The organism is Mesorhizobium sp. M0207 (assembly GCF_040321995.1).
Classification (GTDB): domain Bacteria; phylum Pseudomonadota; class Alphaproteobacteria; order Rhizobiales; family Rhizobiaceae; genus Mesorhizobium.
This window is the reverse complement of the sequence record NZ_JAMYSQ010000003.1, coordinates 341,642-359,163: the sequence shown is the minus strand read 5'-3', so window position 1 is coordinate 359,163 and position 17,522 is coordinate 341,642. Positions and strand designations below refer to the sequence as shown.

18 protein-coding genes are annotated in these 17,522 nt (G+C 63.2%); 10 read left to right on the top strand and 8 right to left on the bottom strand.

Going from position 1 to position 17,522, the window contains the following annotated elements:
* The first annotated feature begins 17 nt into the window (after positions 1-17).
* Entirely contained in the window at positions 18-1,130 is a 1,113-nt protein-coding gene (gene mutY, locus NKJ15_RS07845; protein ID WP_352470641.1) for an A/G-specific adenine glycosylase, read from the top strand.
* An 11-nt stretch (positions 1,131-1,141) separates the two neighbouring features.
* The gene (locus NKJ15_RS07840) at positions 1,142-1,753 is read left to right on the top strand and encodes an HAD family hydrolase (protein WP_352470642.1); all 612 of its coding nucleotides are present in this window, start codon (positions 1,142-1,144) and stop codon (positions 1,751-1,753) included.
* A 65-nt stretch (positions 1,754-1,818) separates the two neighbouring features.
* Here NKJ15_RS07840 and NKJ15_RS07835 read toward each other — a convergent pair whose 3' ends face one another.
* Positions 1,819-2,952 carry a site-specific DNA-methyltransferase gene (locus NKJ15_RS07835; RefSeq protein ID WP_352470643.1) on the bottom strand — a complete coding sequence of 378 codons (1,134 nt, stop codon included), beginning with the start codon at positions 2,950-2,952 and terminating at the stop codon, positions 1,819-1,821.
* A gap of 180 nt (positions 2,953-3,132) precedes the next feature.
* On the opposite strand from NKJ15_RS07835, the gene NKJ15_RS07830 reads away from it, so the two are divergent.
* Positions 3,133-3,822, top strand: coding sequence for an HAD family hydrolase (locus tag NKJ15_RS07830; RefSeq protein ID WP_254818468.1), 690 nt, complete (start codon positions 3,133-3,135; stop codon positions 3,820-3,822).
* A gap of 38 nt (positions 3,823-3,860) precedes the next feature.
* Here NKJ15_RS07830 and NKJ15_RS07825 read toward each other — a convergent pair whose 3' ends face one another.
* On the bottom strand, positions 3,861-4,559 hold the full coding sequence (locus tag NKJ15_RS07825) for a hypothetical protein (protein WP_352540096.1): 699 nt from the start codon (positions 4,557-4,559) through the stop codon (positions 3,861-3,863).
* Positions 4,560-4,687: 128 nt separating this feature from the next.
* Between NKJ15_RS07825 and thrC the strand changes: the two genes are divergently transcribed.
* The 4 genes from thrC to NKJ15_RS07805 are packed head-to-tail and all read left to right on the top strand — an operon-like array spanning position 4,688 to position 10,895.
* Complete coding sequence (gene thrC, locus NKJ15_RS07820; protein WP_352540097.1) at positions 4,688-6,085, top strand: threonine synthase; 1,398 nt, start codon at positions 4,688-4,690, stop codon at positions 6,083-6,085.
* A 14-nt stretch (positions 6,086-6,099) separates the two neighbouring features.
* Complete coding sequence (locus NKJ15_RS07815; RefSeq protein WP_352470646.1) at positions 6,100-7,392, top strand: M16 family metallopeptidase; 1,293 nt, start codon at positions 6,100-6,102, stop codon at positions 7,390-7,392.
* A 15-nt stretch (positions 7,393-7,407) separates the two neighbouring features.
* A complete protein-coding gene (locus NKJ15_RS07810) occupies positions 7,408-8,004 on the top strand; it encodes a GNAT family N-acetyltransferase (RefSeq protein WP_352470647.1) in 597 nt (198 codons plus the stop codon).
* Positions 8,005-8,006: 2 nt separating this feature from the next.
* A complete protein-coding gene (locus tag NKJ15_RS07805; RefSeq protein WP_352470648.1) occupies positions 8,007-10,895 on the top strand; it encodes an EAL domain-containing protein in 2,889 nt (962 codons plus the stop codon).
* Positions 10,896-10,918: 23 nt separating this feature from the next.
* Here NKJ15_RS07805 and NKJ15_RS07800 read toward each other — a convergent pair whose 3' ends face one another.
* The gene (locus NKJ15_RS07800) at positions 10,919-11,527 is read right to left on the bottom strand and encodes a YqgE/AlgH family protein (RefSeq protein ID WP_031211061.1); all 609 of its coding nucleotides are present in this window, start codon (positions 11,525-11,527) and stop codon (positions 10,919-10,921) included.
* Positions 11,528-11,674: 147 nt separating this feature from the next.
* Between NKJ15_RS07800 and NKJ15_RS07795 the strand changes: the two genes are divergently transcribed.
* The 3 genes from NKJ15_RS07795 (at position 11,675) to NKJ15_RS07785 (ending at position 13,692) form a co-directional block, all read left to right on the top strand.
* A complete protein-coding gene (locus NKJ15_RS07795; RefSeq protein ID WP_352456894.1) occupies positions 11,675-12,481 on the top strand; it encodes a protein-disulfide reductase DsbD domain-containing protein in 807 nt (268 codons plus the stop codon).
* Positions 12,482-12,563: 82 nt separating this feature from the next.
* Positions 12,564-13,064: a peroxiredoxin gene (locus NKJ15_RS07790; protein ID WP_352540098.1), complete on the top strand. Its 501-nt coding sequence runs from the start codon at positions 12,564-12,566 to the stop codon at positions 13,062-13,064.
* Positions 13,065-13,212: 148 nt separating this feature from the next.
* Positions 13,213-13,692 (top strand): DUF2938 domain-containing protein, encoded by a 480-nt coding sequence (locus tag NKJ15_RS07785; protein WP_352470650.1) that lies wholly within the window; start codon positions 13,213-13,215, stop codon positions 13,690-13,692.
* Positions 13,693-13,710: 18 nt separating this feature from the next.
* On the opposite strand, the gene rnhA is transcribed toward NKJ15_RS07785, so the two are convergent.
* The 5 genes from rnhA to NKJ15_RS07760 form a co-directional block, all read right to left on the bottom strand.
* Positions 13,711-14,250, bottom strand: coding sequence for a ribonuclease HI (gene rnhA / locus NKJ15_RS07780; RefSeq protein WP_352470651.1), 540 nt, complete (start codon positions 14,248-14,250; stop codon positions 13,711-13,713).
* The gene (locus NKJ15_RS07775) at positions 14,247-15,209 is read right to left on the bottom strand and encodes a homoserine kinase (protein WP_352456890.1); all 963 of its coding nucleotides are present in this window, start codon (positions 15,207-15,209) and stop codon (positions 14,247-14,249) included. The genes rnhA and NKJ15_RS07775 overlap by 4 nt, the downstream gene beginning before the upstream one ends.
* A gap of 5 nt (positions 15,210-15,214) precedes the next feature.
* A complete protein-coding gene (gene ispH / locus NKJ15_RS07770) occupies positions 15,215-16,219 on the bottom strand; it encodes a 4-hydroxy-3-methylbut-2-enyl diphosphate reductase (RefSeq protein WP_254818458.1) in 1,005 nt (334 codons plus the stop codon).
* Positions 16,220-16,326: 107 nt separating this feature from the next.
* Positions 16,327-17,082 carry an SURF1 family protein gene (locus NKJ15_RS07765; RefSeq protein ID WP_352540099.1) on the bottom strand — a complete coding sequence of 252 codons (756 nt, stop codon included), beginning with the start codon at positions 17,080-17,082 and terminating at the stop codon, positions 16,327-16,329.
* Positions 17,079-17,465 (bottom strand): DUF983 domain-containing protein, encoded by a 387-nt coding sequence (locus NKJ15_RS07760; protein ID WP_352470653.1) that lies wholly within the window; start codon positions 17,463-17,465, stop codon positions 17,079-17,081. Before NKJ15_RS07760 ends, NKJ15_RS07765 begins: the two co-directional genes overlap by 4 nt.
* Positions 17,466-17,522: the final 57 nt, after the last annotated feature.

Here is a 17,522-nt window from a genome sequence, read left to right as displayed (position 1 = left end):
GGGCCGACCCTCGATCAATGGCACTGCACGACCAGACCCGCAAGGCCGTATCCGGAGACAATGTCGAGATCGCCTCCCGGCTGCTTGCCTGGTACGACGCGCATCACCGCGACTTGCCCTGGCGCGTTTCACCGCGCGCGCTGGCGGGCGGGGCGCGGCCCGATCCCTATCTGGTCTGGCTTTCCGAGGTGATGCTGCAGCAAACCACGGTCGAGGCGGTAAAATCCTATTTTCGGGCGTTCGTGCAGAAATGGCCAACGGTCCAGGCGCTGGCGGCGGCACCGACCGAAGACGTCATGAAGGCCTGGGCCGGGCTCGGCTATTATTCCCGCGCCCGTAACCTCAAAGCCTGTGCCGATCTCGTCGCGCGGCAAGGCGGCCGCTTTCCGGACAGCGAGTCCGCCTTGAAGGAACTGCCCGGCATCGGCGCCTATACGGCGGCGGCGATCGCAGCGATCGCCTTCGACCGACCAGCCGCGGTCGTCGACGGCAATGTCGAACGGGTCGTCTCACGGCTGTTTTCGATCGCCACGCCGCTGGGCGAGGCCAAGGGCGAGATACGCGGCCAGGTCGAACGCATGGTTCCCCCGACAAGGCCCGGCGACTTCGCGCAGGCGATGATGGACCTGGGCGCGACGATCTGCACGCCGCGACGGCCCCGCTGCATGCTCTGCCCCGTTCGCGAGAATTGCAGCGCCACGATCTCGGGCGACCCCGAACGCTTTCCGGTCCGCCTGCCCAAGGCCGAAAGACCCTTACGCCGCGGTGCCGCCTTCGTTGCCGTCAGGTGCGACGGCGCCATCCTTCTGCGCAAGCGCGCGGACAAAGGCCTGCTCGGCGGCATGACTGAGGTGCCGACGACCGGCTGGACGGCGCGCATAGACGGCGCTACCACGGAAGCGGCGGCCCCGCTCCCCGGCAACTGGCAGCAGGCCGGACGCATCGGCCATATCTTTACCCATTTTGCGCTTGAACTCGACGTGTTCAAGGCGGAGACCGACGTTGCCGCCCCGGTCGGGCATTTCTGGTCGCTGGCCCATGAAATTTCCGGGGAAGCGCTGCCGAGCGTCATGAAAAAGGTAATCGAAGCGGCGATACCGGGCGCGACGAAAAAGCAGCGGCCGCGTTGAAAGAGAGAAGAATGACTGAAATCCGCCACATCGTTTTCGACATCGGCAAAGTGCTGATCCACTATGATCCGGACCTGCCCTTCAGTCGCTTGATCCCCGATCCCGACGAACGGAAATGGTTCTTCGACAATGTCTGCACGCATGATTGGAACATCGAGCAGGATCGCGGCCGCAGTTGGGAAGAGGCCGAAGCGCTGGCGATCGCGCAATATCCCGAGCACGCCGAAAATATCCGCAATTTCCGCCGGCACTGGCACGAGATGGTGCCTCACGCCTATGAGGACAGCGTCGCCATCATGATCGGCCTGATCGACAGCGGCCATGACGTGACGATGCTCACCAATTTCGCTGCAGATACGCTCGCCGAGGCCCGCGAGCGCTTCGATTTCCTCAATCGGCCGCGCGGCGTCACCGTTTCCGGCGACATCCGCCAGATCAAGCCGGATCGCGCCATCTATGACCACCACGTCGCCGCGTTCAGCCTCGAGCCGTCAGCGACGCTGTTCATCGACGACAGCCAGAAGAACGTCGACGGCGCCAAGGCGGCGGGCTGGCAGTCGGTGCTGTTCACCGATGCAAAGACGCTCAGGGCGGACCTTGAGAGTCTTGGGATCAAAGTGTGATTTGAATCGGTTCCAGGAGTTGGTTGAGCCTTCGCATTAACCGATCTGCCGCAACTCGGAAGCCGTCAGGCGCCCGCCCGCTCCATGCCTAGCCGAGCAATGCGGCGAAGCTCGTCGATCGGGGTCAGGCCGCCGCTGCGCTCATAATGCCAGAAGGTCCATCCGTTGCAGGCGTCCAGCCCCTGCACCTCGGCGCCGATCTTGTGGATCGACCCGGCACTGTCGCCGATGGCCAGCGTGCCGTCGGCGCGCACTTTTGCCGCCCAGCGCTTCTTGGCGTCGTAGAGCGTGGCGCCTGGCGCCACCAGGCCATTGTCGAGAAGGGTGACGAAGGCGACGCGCGGCTCGGCGCGCTTGCCGGTCAGTACCGTCAAATTGGCGCCTTCCAGCGGCCGGACCGCATCGATACGTTCCATGGCGGCATCGATATAGGTTTGTTCGCGCTCGATGCCGACGAAGTGGCGGCCAAGCCGCTTGGCCACAGCCCCGGTGGTGCCTGAACCGAAGAACGGGTCGAGCACGATGTCGCCCGGCCTGGTCGATGCCGTCATGACGCGGGCAAGCAACGCTTCCGGCTTCTGCGTCGGATGCAATTTGTCACCATTGTCGTTCTTCAGGCGCTCGCCGCCGGTGCAGATCGGAAACAGCCAGTCCGAGCGCATCTGGACGTCGTCGTTCGACGCCTTCAGCGCCTCGTAGTTGAATGTGTAACCCTTGCCCTTCTGGTCGCGCGATGCCCAGATCATCGTCTCATGCGCGTTCTGGAAACGGCGGCCACGGAAATTCGGCATTGGATTGGTCTTGCGCCAGACGACGTCGTTGAGGATCCAGAAGCCCAGGTCCTGCATCTTGGCGCCGACCCTGAAAATATTGTGGTAGGAGCCGATAACCCAGATCGTGCCGTTGGGCTTCAACACACGGCGCGCCGCCAGCAGCCAGGCGCGGGTGAAGGCGTCGTAGGCCTCAAAACTGTCGAACTGGTCCCAATGGTCGTCGACGGCATCGACCTTGGATTGATCGGGCCGGTGCAGATCGCCATCGAGCTGCAAATTATAGGGCGGATCGGCGAAGATCACGTCGATCGACTTTTCCGGCAGCCGTTCGAGCGCGGCGACGCAGTCGCCCTTCAGGATCGTATCCAGCCACTCGGATTGCTGGGGAACATCGGAAAGCTCGTCGAGAAGACGCACGGCAGACATTGTGACACCCAAGGCACGCGTTACTGTTTACTGTCCGTTATGGTTACCGATCAGCGTAAATATTCAGTGAAGCAGCCCGCCGAATTTGCGAAGCCCGGCCTGTTGGTGTATGCCGCGCCGCCTGAGCCGTTTGGACCAAAAAGCCCTCGGCATTCCCTTCATCCCGCTTTCCGGATCACCATGCCCCAGCCAGACCTTGTCATCTTCGATTGCGACGGCGTGCTCGTCGATTCCGAAATCATCGCCGCGCGGATCGATGCCGAGCTGTTGACCTCGGCCGGCTACGAGATATCGGCCGAGGAGATTTCCGAGGTCTATGCCGGGTTGACTTTCAAGGACATCATGATGCGGGTCGAGGAAAAGTCCCGGATCCCGTTCCAGGCCTCGCTGATCGACAAGGAGGAACAGCTGGTCGATCGTAGGCTGCGCAGCGACGTGCGTGCCATCGACGGGGCGCACGAGGCTGTCGCCGCGGTAGCAGTGCCGCGCTGCGTCTGTTCGAATTCGCGCTCGGAGCGGATCGAATTCATGCTGGAGAAGGTGCAGCTTTTGCCGTTCTTTGCCGGCCGTATCTTTTCCTCGCTGGAAACTCCGACCGGGAAAACCAAGCCGGCGCCGGACGTGTTTCGGTTCGCCGCGGAAAAGCTCAAGGCCGATCCTGCGAACACCTTTGTCATCGAGGATTCGGTGCATGGCGTCACCGGCGCCAAGACGGCGGGAATGCGCGTCATCGGCTTCACCGGCGCGGCGCACAGCTATCCCGGCCACGCCGATGCGCTGACCGAGGCCGGCGCGGAAACGGTCATCCGCCGCTGGGCGGAGCTGAAAAGCGTGATCGCCGCGCTGTCGGAATGGTCGGCGGACGCCTGAGAGGCCGCCTCCAACCGCCGTGGCACGAATGCAGCGGCTTAGTTGGTCGCGGCGGCTTTCTTCTTCCTCGGCTTGTCTGTCGCTACTTTCGGAGCGCCCTCGTCATACCCGGCATATGCCTGGTAGTCCTTCGCCGTCGGCTCCGGAACGACGACGTTGGAATCGGTGAAGACGAACTGCGTGGCACTCGAAGGATCGGTAACCTGGACCTGATAGGAGTGAAGCTGCGAATAGAGAACTTCGGTGCCGTGCATCACCGCGATGCGGATCGGCATGGTGATGGTCCCGGGGGTGAACATCGGGCCAGGCACGACCTTGCCGGCGACGGCTATCTTCATCGACAAGGAGCCGTTGGCGCGGCTGCAGTCGCGGGTCACATCGGTGATCGAAGCCTGATAGATGATCTTGGCGGAATCGTCCGGCTGATCGACGCCTGCCGCGTCCGCTGCCGGCTGGGCGGCTTCCTCGGCGGCAACATCGGTTTTTTTCTTCGGCTTCGGACCGCTCTTGGCGTAGGTATTGAAGAAGGCGGTGCCGTCACGCAACGTCACTTTCGGGCAATAGGCCTGCAGCTGGCTGGAAAGCACCTTGGGATCGGGTGGCGGTGGCGGTGTCGCATCCTTTTTGCCGAAGCCGAGAATTCCATTGTCGCTCGATTGGCAACCTGCGGCGGCAAGCATAAAGCCGGTGAGCGCCACACCCGCGACAAAACGACCGTTGAATGAATGAAACGCCATGGACTGCACTTCCCTCTCGCAAAGCCGGTGACGTATATCAACCGCGCGGCAAAAATGCGACTGATCCAGCGCAGAAATCCACCACCTCGCGGCGGGCGAAAATTCCCGGCAGCAATGGAAACTTGACGATGCAATATGTGAGTACCCGCGGGGAAGCGCCCGCGCTTGGATTTTCCGACGCGGTGCTGGCCGGACTGGCGCGCGACGGCGGGCTCTACCTGCCGAGCGCCTGGCCGCATTTTTCCGCAGCCGAGATCCGCGCCATGCGCGGCCTTGCCTATCCCGATCTTGCCATCCGCGTGCTGTCGCCGTTCCTCGGCGGCGAGATCGCGGCGCCGGTGTTCGAACGGCTGGTGCGCGAAGCCTATGCAACCTTCCGCCATGAGGCCGTCTGCCCGCTGGTGCAGACCGGGCCGAACAGCTTCGTGCTCGAGCTCTTCCACGGCCCGACGCTCGCTTTCAAGGACGTGGCGATGCAGCTTCTTGCACGGCTGATGGACCATGTGCTGGCCGAGCGTGACCAGCGCGCCACCATTGTCGGCGCCACCTCCGGCGACACCGGAGGGGCCGCCATCGATGCCTTTGCCGGGCGCAACCGCACCGACATCTTCGTGCTTTTCCCGCACGGCCGCGTCTCGCCGGTACAGCAGCGGCAGATGACGACCTCGACCGCCGCAAACGTCCATGCGTTGGCGATCGAAGGCAATTTCGACGACTGCCAGAGCCTGGTAAAGGACATGTTCAACGACCACGGTTTTCGTGACCGGGTATCGCTGTCCGGCGTCAACTCGATCAACTGGGCCCGCATCATGGCCCAGATCGTCTATTATTTCTCCTCCGCGCTGTCGCTCGGCGCGCCCGACAGGCCGGTTTCCTTCACCGTGCCGACCGGCAATTTCGGCGACATCTTCGCCGGCTATGCCGCCAAGAAGATGGGGCTGCCGATCGAACGGCTGATCATCGCCACCAACGACAACGATATTCTGGCGCGCACGCTGGCAACCGGCGAATACCGCATGAAGGGGGTCTTTTCGACCACGTCCCCCTCGATGGACATCCAGGTGTCTTCGAACTTCGAACGCTTGCTGTTCGAAGCGTCCGGCCGCGATGCCTCGGCCGTGCGGCGCTACATGAACGGACTCAAGCAGTCCGGCGCCTTCACCATCGAGGCCGGCGAAATCGCCAAGATCCGCTCCGAATTCGACGCCGGCCGCGCCACCATGGACGAGGTCGCCGCCACCATCCGCACCACACTTGCGGCGAGCGGCTATCTGCTCGACCCGCATACCGCCGCGGCCGTGCATGTGGCCGCCGGCAAGGCTGCGGGTGAGGTGCCGATGGTGGTGCTGGGCACTGCGCACCCGGCAAAGTTTCCCGCCGCCGTCGAAGCCGCCAGCGGCGTGTCGCCTGCCCTGCCTGCATGGCTAGGCGGGTTGATGAGTGCCGAGGAAAAATACACGGTACTTCCATCCGACCTGAAAATGGTGGAAGATTATCTCGGCCGCCACACGCGGGCGGCGCGTTAGGGAGTAATTGCCATATGGGTGTTGAGGTAAGCCGTCTGTCGAACGGCCTGACAGTCGCCACCGAAACCCTTCCAAGCCTCGAATCTGTTGCCCTTGGCGCCTGGGTCAAGTCGGGCGCACGCAACGAGCGTGACGAAGAGCACGGAATGGCGCACTTGCTCGAGCACATGGCTTTCAAGGGCACCAGTCGGCGAAGCGCCTTCGAGATTGCCTCGGAGATCGAGGACGTCGGCGGCGAGATCAATGCCGCCACCAGCGTCGAGACGACCTCCTATTATGCAAGGGTTCTGAGCGACGACGTGCCGCTGGCCGTCGATATCCTTTCCGACATCCTGCAGGAATCCGAATTCGATCCGCAGGAGTTGGAACGAGAGCAGCATGTGATTCTGCAGGAGATCGGCGCCGCGCACGATACGCCCGACGACGTCGTTTTCGATCACTTTACCGAGACCGCCTTCCGCCACCAGACTATCGGCCGCTCGATTCTTGGCACGCCGGAAACCGTCAAATCCTTCACTTCGAAGCAGCTGCACGACTTCATCGAACGACAGTACGGCGCCGAGAACATGGTGATGGTGGCGGCCGGCGATATCAAGCACGACGATTTCGTGCGCGAGGTCGAAAAGCGTCTCGGCAGCTTCCGCGGCAAGGCCGACGGCACCATCCCGCAATATGCGCAGTATGTCGGCGGCGATTTTCGCGAGGACCGCGACCTGATGGACGCGCAGATCGTGCTGGGTTTCGAGGGCCGCGCCTATCACGTCCGCGATTTCTACGCCTCCCAGGTCCTGTCGATGATCCTGGGCGGCGGCATGTCGTCGCGGCTTTTCCAGGAAGTCCGCGAGAAACGCGGCCTGTGCTATTCGGTCTACGCCTTCCATTGGGGTTTTTCCGACACCGGCGTCTTCGGGGTCCATGCGGCGACCGGACAAAGCGATATTGCCGAGCTGGTGCCTGTGATCATCGACGAGCTGCAAAAGGCCGGTGAAAACATCCTGCAGGAGGAGCTCGACCGGGCGCGTGCGCAGTACCGCGCCGGGCTGATCATGTCGGCCGAGAGCCCGGCCAGCCGCGCCTCGCAGATCGCCAGGCAGTTGCTTCTGTTCGGCAGGCCGATAGCCAAGGAAGAGTTGATGGAGCGGCTGTCGGCGCTGACGGTCGAGCGGCTGACGGACCTGTCGTCGCGGCTTTTTTCGACCAAGCCGACGCTTACAGCCGTCGGGCCGGTGGGTACGCTCGCGCCCTATGAGGCGATCCTCGATTCGCTTTCGGGCACGCAGACCACTGCCCGCAAGCTCGCCGTCTAAGCCTACTCGAGCGTCGTGTTCGCGCTCCCTTTCTTTCGCCGCGACCTGCCGGCACTGAAGGGCGAGCTTGTCACGCTGCGCGTACCGCTGACCAACGACTATCGCGAGTGGTCGGTGCTGCGCAGTGAAAGCCGCGCCTTCCTTGAGCCGTGGGAGCCGCGATGGACCCCTGACGAACTCGACCGCACGGCGTGGCGGCATCGTATCGGGCGCTACCGCGAGGACTACGCGCAGGGGACGGCGATCGCCTTCTTCATCTTCGAGAAAAGCAGCGGCAAGCTGGCCGGCGGTATCACCCTCGGCAATATCCGCCACGGGGTCGCCCAAAGCGGCCATATCGGCTACTGGATCGGCGAGCGCTTCAGCGGACGCGGCCTGATGACCGATGCCGTAAGAGTGGTGACGCGTTTCGCCTTCGAAACGCTGCGATTGCACCGGATCGAAGCTGCCTGTATTCCCGACAACGCCCGGTCGATCCGCGTGCTTGAAAAAGCCGGATTCCGGCGCGAAGGACTGCTACGATCCTATCTCAGGATCAACGGCATCTGGCAGGACCATTACCTATACGCCCGAATCGCGGACGATCCGCCGGGCGTTGGAACAAAGGGCTGATTTTGACGAATTTTCTGCGCAAGGGGTCGCTGCTTGCCTTTATGCTGGCGGCAATCGTCACGCTCTGCGCGGCGTCCTCGGCCTTTGCCGTAGAACCGATCAAGATCGCCCGCGACGACGTTGCGCTCGATCTTTCGGGGGCCGTCTTGATCTACCGGAACCAGGGCGAGAATTTTCAGGTGTCGACCGCGCCAGGCCCGGACGGCATCGTGCGGCGCATCGAGGTCGAGGCAAATGATGCGCGCTCGAGCGGTGACTGGGCGGTGTTCGCGCTGGCCAATACCACCGACCAGCAGCTCGACAGGCTGATTGTCGCACCGCATTTCCGGCTGGTAAATTCCGGCCTGTTCTGGCCGGATCTCGGCTCGACCCGTATCGCCGCGATCACGCCCAGCGAAGGCTTTGCGCTCGACCGCCAGACCAGCCCCGACGCCGACGTCTTCCGGGTCACGCTGAACCCGGGAACGGTGATTACCTTCATCGCCGAGCTTGCCTCGCCCAAGCTGCCGCAGGTCTATCTGTGGGACCCTGAATCCTATAAGGATTCGGTCAATTCCTACACGCTGTTTCGTGGCATCGTCATCGGCATTGCCGGCCTGCTGGCGCTGTTCCTGACCATCCTTTTCGTCGTCAAGGGGACCTCGATGTTCCCGGCAACGGCGGCCCTAGCCTGGGCGGTGCTTGCCTATATCTGCGTCGATTTCGGCTTTCTCAACAAGATCATAGAGATCTCACCGGGCAATGAGCAGATGTGGCGCGCCGGAACGGAGGTGGCGCTCGCGGCGACCTTCGTGGTGTTCCTGTTTGCCTATCTCAATCTCAACCGGTGGCACGGCCATTTCAGCTACGGCGCGCTGGTCTGGATTCTCGGGCTGGTGCTGATCGCCGGTGTCGCCATCATCGATCCGGCGGTTGCCGCTGGCATTGCCAGGCTGTCCTTCGCCGCCACCGCGCTGACCGGGCTCGGCCTGATCATCTTCCTCGGTATCCGCGGTTACGACCGCGCCATCATGCTGGTGCCCAGTTGGGTGATGGTTCTGCTGTGGCTATGCGGATCGTGGATGGCGATCACCGGCATGCTGGACAACGATATCGCCCAGCCGGCGCTGGGCGGCGGGCTGATCCTCATCATCCTGCTGATCGGCTTCACGGTGATGCAGCACGCTTTTGCCGGCGGCGCCCTGCATCAGGGCCTGTTCTCCGATCTCGAGCGCCAGGCGCTGGCGGTTGCCGGATCGGGCGATACCGTGTGGGACTGGGACGTGCTGCGCGACCGCGTCGTCACTCGTCCCGACGTCAGCATTCAGCTCGGCCTTGCCCCCAACAGTCTCGGCGGGCCCGCCCGCAACTGGCTGCCGGTGCTGCATGCCGACGACCGCGACACGTTTCGCACGACGCTCGACGTGGTGCTCGAGCACCGGCGCGGCCGGGTGTCGCAAAACTTCCGCCTGCGCGGCGCCGACGGGCACTATCACTGGTTTTCGCTGCGCGCCCGGCCGGTGATCGGCTCGGACGGCGAGGTCATCCGCTGCGTCGGCACCATGGTCGACGTGACGGAGCAGAAGAAGTCCGAGGAACGGCTGCTGCATGACGCCGTACATGACAATCTCACCGGCCTGCCCAACCGCGAGTTGTTCATGAACCGGCTGGAGGCGATCATTTCGATCGCCCGCACCGAAGAGAAGGTGCGCCCGACCGTCTTCGTCATCGACATCGACCGCTTCAAGCAGGTCAATGACGGGCTCGGCATCTCGGCCGGCGATACCATCCTTTTGACCATCGCGCGGCGGCTGCACCGGCTGCTCAAGCCGAAGGATTCGCTGTCGCGCTTTGCCGGCGACCAGTTCGCGCTGATGCTTTTGTCGGAGCAGGATCCGGCTCGCATCGCGGGCATTGCCGATGCCATCAAGCACGCCATCAACAACCCGATCACCTTCGCTAAGCGCGAGATCGTGCTGACCGCCTCGATCGGGCTGATCACCTGGACCGCCACGCAGACCTCAGCCGAGGACATGGTCAAGGATGCCGAGCTTGCCATGCATCAGGCCAAGCGCTTCGGCGGCGACCGGATCGAGCCATTCCGTCCCGCCTTCCGCACCGTCGGCACCGACCGGCTGCAGTTCGAGTCCGATCTGCGCCGCGCCATCGAACGACGCGAATTCACGCTTGCCTACCAGCCGATCGTGCGGCTGGAGGACGGCAGCGTCGCAGGCTTCGAAGCGCTGCTGCGCTGGGACCATCCGCGTCGCGGCATGATCCCGCCGGCTGATTTCATTCCGGTCGCCGAAAACTGCGGCCTGATCGTGCAGCTTGGGCTGTTCGCCATGCAACAGGCTGCCGAAGACCTGGCGGGATGGCAAAAGCAGATCGGCGATGCGCCGCTGTCGGTCTCGGTCAATCTGTCCAGCCGTCAGCTCATCCGCCGCGACCTGGTCAGCGACGTCCGCTCGGTGATCGCGCGAGCCAACCTGAAACCGCGCTGCTTCCGGCTCGAACTCACCGAATCGCTGGTGATGGACAATCCCGAGCAGACCGCCCATGTGCTGACCAAGCTGAAGCAGCTTGGCATCGGCCTGTCGCTGGATGATTTCGGCACCGGCTATTCATCGCTGGCCTATCTGACGCGCTTTCCATTCGACACCATCAAGATCGACAAGAGCTTCGTCGACGACGCGACGCCGAAACGTGCGGTGCTGCTCAAATCCATGGTCAATATGGCGCATGAACTCGGCCTGTCGGTTGTCGCCGAAGGCATTTCGGACGAGAGCGATGCGCTGGAGTTGCGGCAGATGGGCTGCGAGTACGTGCAGAGCTTCATGTTCGGCGCGCCGATGCCGGGCGACCAGGTGCTGAAGACGCTGAAGGAACAGTATCCGTTGACCCAAGCGTGACAAGTTTCAGGACGTAATGAGGTTCAGGCGTGACCGGCAGCCAGGCTGAGATGCGCGAGATCAATGCCGATCGAGGCGAGGATCCGGTCATATTTGCGATCGATGTCGGCGTCGAACAGAAGCTCGGCACTTGCCGGGCAAGTCAGCCAGCCATTCTCGACGATCTCGTTTTCAAGCTGGCCCGCACCCCAGCCGGCATAGCCAAGCGCCATCAGAGCCCGCCGGGGTCCCCGGCCGGAGGAGATGGCGCGCAATATGTCGACGGTCGCGGTCAGACAGACATCGTCGGACACGGCGAGCGAGGATTCCACCCGGTAGTCGCCCGAATGCAGAACGAAGCCGCGGCTACGATCCACCGGTCCGCCATTGCGCACGACGAAGTCGCGCGCCGGTGGCGGCAGGCGAATTGCCTCCAGCTCGTTCATGATGCCGAGTTGCACGAGCAGGTCCGGAAACAGCATCTGCTGCGTCTGGTTGATGATCAGCCCCATCGCGCCTTCGTCGCTGTGCGCGCAAATGTAGATGACAGAGCGCGTGAAGCGGTCATCCTTCATGCCGGGCATGGCAATCAGGAACTGATCGTCGAGAAAGCCGGGTCCTGCGGCCGTCCTTTTATGGCGCAACAAATCCATGGCCACAGCGTAACGCGTTTCCGGGGCGTCGAAAAGATGGGCGGCGCCCGATTTGATCAGGCTCGTAAATCGAAGGTCACGCAAATATGATGCCGGCGGCGTCATGAAATCATTGTGCGGCCATCAACAGACGATCAAATCATTGCCATGCAAAGCTTGAAAATCCTGCTGCTTGGCGTAGCCATTGGATCGGCGACCGGCCTCCCCGCCTCAGCCTCCTCATCGGCCTGGTACAACAGCGAAGGCGGCAGGGTGCGGCTGGTGACGAGCGGCAAGGCCGATGAGGCCGGGCGTCTCCAGGGCGTCCTCGACATTGCGCTGAAGCCCGGCTGGAAGACCTATTGGCGCGATCCGGGCGATGCGGGCGTGCCGCCACAGATCGACGTCTCGGCCAGCACCAACATTGCCGACGCGACGCTTTCGTTTCCGCCGCCGCAGCGCCACGACGACGGCTACGGCAAATGGGCCGGCTACGACCACCCCGTTTCGTTGCCGGTGACGTTCACGCTTGCCGCGCCCGGCCAGCCGGCCGTCATCGATGCGGACATTTTCCTCGGCATCTGCGAAACCATCTGCATCCCGGTGCAGACAAGGCTGACCGTCGATCCCGGCGCCGATCCGGACAACGCCGAGGACGCGGCACTGGTCAAGGCAGGCCTTGCCACCCTGCCCGCCACGGCAACGCCCGATTTCGGCATAAACGTACTGCCGGGCGACCACGAAACGCTGATTGTCGAAGCGAGCTTTCCGGGCAGCCCCGAGGGCGCCGACTTCTTCGTTGCCGGCGAACGCGACTACATGTTCGGTGCCCCGGCACGCAGCGAAAAGGATGGCAAGCTGATCTTTACTGTGCCGATCCTCGACAGGCCGTCGACAACGCCAACCGATGGCGGCCTGCACTACACACTGACAAGTGCCGCAGGCGCGGTCGAAGGCCTGTTGCCATTCCCGTGATGCCAACGTCTGGACGGTTGCCGGGCGCGCCTTAATTCGCTATCGCAAGGACACTCCCTTCCATTTCCAAGCGAGGACCATCATGACGATCTCCGTTGGCGACAAACTGCCCGATGCGACCTTCAAGACAATGACCGCCGACGGTGCAAAGCCGATAACGACGGGCGAGCTATTCTCAGGAAAGAAGGTCGTGCTGTTTGGCGTTCCAGGCGCCTTCACGCCGACCTGCAGCAACAATCATCTGCCCGGCTACCTGGACAATTACGACGCCATCCTGGCGCGCGGCGTCGACACTATCGCCGTTGTCTCGGTCAACGATGTTCACGTTATGGGGGCCTGGGCCCGCTTCAGCGGCGGTGAAGGCAAAATCCTTTATCTTGCCGATGGCAATGGCGATTTCGCCAAATCCGTCGGCCTCGACGCCGACCTCTCCAGCGGCGGCATGGGGCTACGCTCGAAGCGTTTTTCGATGATCGTCGATGACGGCAAGGTCACCGCATTCAATGTCGAGACAAAGCCCGGCGTCGACGAATCCGGTGCGGCTCACATTCTCGGACAGCTTTCCGTCCTGGCGACAGCCTAGGCCAGGCACGGCAAAGGGCGCCTTCGAGCGCTCAACGTCCAAAGGACGCTGACTTTTGCATCGGCGCATGATCCTTCCGAAAGCCGACCCGGTTTTTCGGGACCATGCGTCGGCCCTTCGGGACTGCTTGCTTCTGGGGACCTCGATTATGTCTGACATCGTCTGGCGCAGCGTCGCGATCGGCATCGGCGCAACCGCGCTTATGGATGTCTGGGCGATTTTCCTGAACAAGGCGTTTGCTCAGCCGCGGCCGAACTGGGGGCTGGTCGGCCGCTGGGTCTGGCATCTCAGGGAAGGCAAGGTCTTCCATGACGACATAGGCGAGGCCTCGCCCTACCCGCATGAATCAGTACTTGGCTGGGCCTTTCATTATGCTGTCGGCATCGTCTACGGCGTCATACTGGTCGTGCTGGCCGGAACGGCCTGGCTCACCGCGCCGACCTTCCTGCCGGCTTTTATGCTCGGCATCGTCACCGTCGGCGCCGGGTGGTTTCTGCTGGCGCCCGGCATGGGCGCCGGCTGGGCCGCTTCGAAGCGGCCCAATCCGATGCAGGTCCGCGCCCTCAATCTTGTGTCGCATACGGTGTTTGCCATCGGACTGTTCGGCACCGCCCTTCTGATCCGCTGACACGCCAGTTCAACCGGATCAATAACTCTGGGTCGAGCGCCGAACCTTCTTGGCCGCCGATTGCCTGGAGTGGGTGCCTTCCTCCGGCGGCACGGACGCGAGCACGGGTTTCGCCGACTTCGTCTTGAATGGCGCCATGCCGAGCCGCGCCAATTCGTCGGCGCGCTCGTTCTCGGGATGGCCGGCGTGGCCCTTGACCCAATGCCAGGTGACCTGGTGGCGGTTGCGCGCAGCGTCGAGCTGCTGCCACAGCTCGGCATTCTTCACCGGCTGCCTGGCGGCCGTCTTCCAGCCGTTGCGCTTCCAGCCGTCGATCCAGCCGAAAATGCCGTCCTTGACGTAGTTGCTGTCGGTATAAAGATCGACGACGCAAGGCTCCTTGAGCGCATTGAGCGCCGAGATGGCCGCCAACAACTCCATGCGGTTGTTGGTGGTCAGAGCCTCGCCACCATGGAGCTCCTTGATTGCGCCGTTGAAGCGCAGGATTGCGCCCCAGCCGCCAGGCCCGGGATTGCCCGAACAGGCACCATCGGTGAAGATTTCAACGCGCTTGGTCATGTCAGTCCATATTCGGAAGGAGAGTTGATCGCCCGGTGGAAGCGCATCCGGCGGATATACTCGGTCGGGTCGCGTTTCATCACCAGGCCGCCGTCCGGGACCGTCAGCCAGTCGTAGAGCCGGGTCAGCATGAAGCGCAGCGCCGAACCGCGCGCCAGCATCGGCAGCGCAGCTTTCTCGTCACTGCTCAACGGCCGCACGCTTTGGTAGCCGGCAAGCAGCGCCGTGCCCTTGGTCAGATTGAAGGAAAAATCCTTCTCGAAGCACCAGGCGTTCAGGCACGTGGCAACGTCATAGGCATAGAGGTCGTTGCAGGCGAAATAGAAGTCGATCAGCCCGGACAGTTTCTCGCCGAGGAAAAACACATTGTCCGGGAAAAGATCAGCATGGATGATGCCTTGCGGCAGACCGTTCGGCCAGTTCCGCTCGAAATCGGCGAAATCGGCATCGACCTCGGCCGCCAGTCCCGGCTCGACCTCGTCGGCGCGGGCGCGGGCGGCATTCCACAGCTTGCGCCAGCCATCGATGGCAAGGGCGTTGGGGCGGGTCATCGGAAAATCCGCGCCGGCGAGATGCAGTGCCGCCAGCGCCTTGCCGACCTCGCCGCAATGTGCAGCCGTCGGCCGCCGCAGCGACAGGCCTTCGAGAAAGGTGATGATGACCGCCGGCCGGCCGGCAAGTGTTCCGATCACGCCGCCATCATGTGCGGTGACCGGGAGCGGACACGAGATGCCCTTTCTGGCGAGGTGGGCCATGAGGCCGAGAAAGAACGGCAGGTCAGCCTTGTCGACGCGCTTCTCGTAAAGCGTCAGGATGTAGGAGCCGCTGCTGGTGTGCAGCAGAAAATTCGAGTTTTCGGTGCCTTCGGCGATGCCCTTGTAGGACAAGAGGTCGCCGACCGGATAGTTCCTGAGGAATGCGCCGAGCTCGCCCTCGTTGACGTCGGTGTAAACCGCCATCGTTGCTACGCGGCCCCGTTGACGAAGGCCATGTCGGCAGCCGTCAGTTCGACATCGCGCAACACCCGCATCACCGGAAAGTCCTCCGTCTCCGTCGCCGTCACGGCCAGCTCGATGGTCACGTCGAAGCGCTGCCTGAACGCATCGACGATCTCGTCGACGATGATCTCCGGCGCCGAGGCGCCCGCCGACAGGCCGAGCGTCGAAATGCCGGCAATCTCATTCCACGGAATTTCGGAGGCGCGCTGCACGAGAAGCGACATCGAGGCGCCGGCGCGCTCGGCCACTTCGACCAGGCGCCGCGAGTTGGACGAGTTAGGTGCGCCGACAACCAGGAAGAGATCGGCGCCGGCCGCTGTTTCCTTGACCGCTTCCTGGCGATTGGTGGTGGCATAACAGATCGATTCCGCCGCCGGCGCGTGCAGCTCGGGAAAACGCTGCTGCAGGGCGCGGATGATACCGGCGGTATCCTCGACCGACAGCGTCGTCTGGGTGACGAAGCCGAGCGCTTGTGGGTCTGCGGGCACGAAGCTTGCGGCGTCGGCCTCGGTCTCGATCAGAGTTACCGCGCCGTCCGGCAACTGGCCCATTGTGCCGATCACCTCCGGATGCCCGGCATGGCCGATCAAGAGCACGTGGCGGCCAAGCCGCTGATGGCGCATCGCCTGCTTGTGGACTTTCGAGACCAGCGGGCAAGTCGCATCGAGATAGAACAGGTTGCGGGACTGGGCGTCGGCCGGCACCGATTTCGGCACGCCATGCGCCGAAAAGACGACCGGGCTCTGGCGATGCTCGGGCGGGATCTCGGAGAGCTCCTCGATGAACACCGCGCCGAGGCTTTGCAGCCCTTCGACGACGTAGCGGTTGTGCACGATCTCGTGGCGGACATAGACCGGCGCGCCGTATTTCTTCAGCGCCAGCACGACGATCTGGATGGCACGGTCAACGCCCGCACAGAAACCGCGGGGCTGGCAGAGCCGGATGGTCAGCGGCGGCTTTGTGTGAAGCATGATTGCATCTTACGCTGATTGTGGGCCGGTTGATCGGACTATGACTTCTGAGCTCAAGGCGCGAAATGAGGTGCGCGGCCCTGCCCTGTCAAGGGTAGTGGCGGCGATCATTGGTCTTTCGCCGGGCGGCGGAGCCAGGAGATCAGGACGCCGGCAAGGGCGGCGGCAAGGCCGTACCAGGTTATCGCATATTGCAGATGGCTGTTCGGCAGGTCGATGACGGTGACACCGCCAACCGGCAGCCCGCCGGGGTTGGGCGTGGCGTTCGCATCGATGAAGATCGGCACCAGCGCCGCACCTGTCGGCAGGCCGGCGCTCGAGGCCATCGCGTCACGGTCCTTCCAGTAGAAGATGTTCTTCTGCGGGTCATTGTCGGGAAGCATCATCGAGGGCTTGGCCGGCAGCGGGTTGCGGGCGAGCCCCGTCACCGTCACTTTGCCCGTTACCTGCCCCTGCGGCCGCTTGGCTGGATCCTTGAAATCGTAGGGCACGAAGCCGCGGTTGATCAGCACGAAACGGCCATCGTCGAGCTGCAGCGGCGTGAAAACGTCGAAACCGGACTGGCCTTCCCAGGTGGCGAGGAAATGCCGCTCGTCTTGATGCAGGAAAGTGCCGGTCACCATCACCGGCGTGTAGTCCACGTCGCCGGTGGCAGCAAACCGCTTTTCGACCTCGGCCAATGGTACAGGCGCCGAATGCGTACGCTGGTCGATCGTCTGGAGAAGGCCCTCTTTCCAGTGCAGGCGCTGAACCTGCCAGGTGCCGAGCGCCAGCAGGATCAAAAACACGACGATACCCAGGCCGAGCGCCAATGCGCGCTTGGGCCGCGACCGGCCGGCCACCGAACCTGATGCCTCGCTCATTCGCCGCGGTCCAGCCGGCCCTCGGCCGCCTTGTTGCGGTATTGCAGCGTCAGCAGCACGCCCTTGATCAGCCGGAGCGCCGCCAGGCAAAGCACCAGCGTCAGCGGAATCCACAGCAGCAGATGCAGCCAAAGCGGTGGATTGAGCGTCACCTCCATCCACAACGCCAGGCCGACGACGATGAAGCCGATGATCAGGATAACGAACACCGCCGGCCCGTCACCAGCATCGGCGAAAGAATAATCGAGGCCGCAATTGGTGCAGCGATTGCCGACCGTGAGGAACCCGGAGAACAGCTTGCCCTCGCCACAGCGGGGGCAGCGGCCATGCAAGCCGGCCGAGATCGGATCGATTGGTGGCCAGATCGCCTTGTCGTCGCTCATGGGATCATCCTAGGAGCATTTGCCGCAAAAGATAAGGCGGCCACGTCGCCGCAGCCG

Coding starts and splice junctions, on each gene's coding strand:
- mutY (WP_352470641.1), top strand. CDS start 18: ATGGCACTGCACGACCAGACCCGCAAGGCCGTATCCGGAGACAATGTC.
- NKJ15_RS07840 (WP_352470642.1), top strand. CDS start 1,142: ATGACTGAAATCCGCCACATCGTTTTCGACATCGGCAAAGTGCTGATC.
- NKJ15_RS07835 (WP_352470643.1), bottom strand. CDS start 2,952: ATGTCTGCCGTGCGTCTTCTCGACGAGCTTTCCGATGTTCCCCAGCAA.
- NKJ15_RS07830 (WP_254818468.1), top strand. CDS start 3,133: ATGCCCCAGCCAGACCTTGTCATCTTCGATTGCGACGGCGTGCTCGTC.
- NKJ15_RS07825 (WP_352540096.1), bottom strand. CDS start 4,559: ATGGCGTTTCATTCATTCAACGGTCGTTTTGTCGCGGGTGTGGCGCTC.
- thrC (WP_352540097.1), top strand. CDS start 4,688: ATGCAATATGTGAGTACCCGCGGGGAAGCGCCCGCGCTTGGATTTTCC.
- NKJ15_RS07815 (WP_352470646.1), top strand. CDS start 6,100: ATGGGTGTTGAGGTAAGCCGTCTGTCGAACGGCCTGACAGTCGCCACC.
- NKJ15_RS07800 (WP_031211061.1), bottom strand. CDS start 11,527: ATGGATTTGTTGCGCCATAAAAGGACGGCCGCAGGACCCGGCTTTCTC.
- NKJ15_RS07795 (WP_352456894.1), top strand. CDS start 11,675: ATGCAAAGCTTGAAAATCCTGCTGCTTGGCGTAGCCATTGGATCGGCG.
- NKJ15_RS07790 (WP_352540098.1), top strand. CDS start 12,564: ATGACGATCTCCGTTGGCGACAAACTGCCCGATGCGACCTTCAAGACA.
- NKJ15_RS07785 (WP_352470650.1), top strand. CDS start 13,213: ATGTCTGACATCGTCTGGCGCAGCGTCGCGATCGGCATCGGCGCAACC.
- rnhA (WP_352470651.1), bottom strand. CDS start 14,250: ATGACCAAGCGCGTTGAAATCTTCACCGATGGTGCCTGTTCGGGCAAT.
- NKJ15_RS07775 (WP_352456890.1), bottom strand. CDS start 15,209: ATGGCGGTTTACACCGACGTCAACGAGGGCGAGCTCGGCGCATTCCTC.
- ispH (WP_254818458.1), bottom strand. CDS start 16,219: ATGCTTCACACAAAGCCGCCGCTGACCATCCGGCTCTGCCAGCCCCGC.
- NKJ15_RS07765 (WP_352540099.1), bottom strand. CDS start 17,082: ATGAGCGAGGCATCAGGTTCGGTGGCCGGCCGGTCGCGGCCCAAGCGC.
- NKJ15_RS07760 (WP_352470653.1), bottom strand. CDS start 17,465: ATGAGCGACGACAAGGCGATCTGGCCACCAATCGATCCGATCTCGGCC.